The 320-nt window shown below is 66.6% G+C and carries 1 protein-coding gene; it reads right to left on the reverse strand.

Features of this window, described 5'->3' with window-relative positions:
- Positions 1–320, reverse strand: a 320-nt coding sequence (locus MKL01_RS15895; protein WP_243906180.1) for a transposase, incomplete at both ends; no start/stop codon positions are given.

The following is a 320-nucleotide window of genomic DNA, read 5'->3' on the forward strand; positions in this document are numbered from 1 at the left end:
GGCCTGAACGAGGCAGGGAGGTCGCCGAGTACGCGTATACGGGTGGGGAGGTTGGCAGAGAGCCAACAGGTGGCGAGACGCGTACAGCGCTTGGCCCGGGCGAAGACGTTACCTAGCCAGGGCTGCAGGCGGCTGAGCAAGGTCTCCTGGGTGACCTCAACGACGTAGGCACCGTCGCGCGCCAGATGCGCAAGGCATGTCTGGTGCTGGGCGGAATTGCTCTGCTGGGCCGTGTAGCGATCCGAGATCCACACCGCGGGCTGATGCCCGTCCATCATCTCCCGCACCACGACGGCGCTTCGCGTCGGCGAAGCCGTGTG

The organism is Methylobacterium sp. J-070 (assembly GCF_022829385.1).
Taxonomy (GTDB): domain Bacteria; phylum Pseudomonadota; class Alphaproteobacteria; order Rhizobiales; family Beijerinckiaceae; genus Methylobacterium.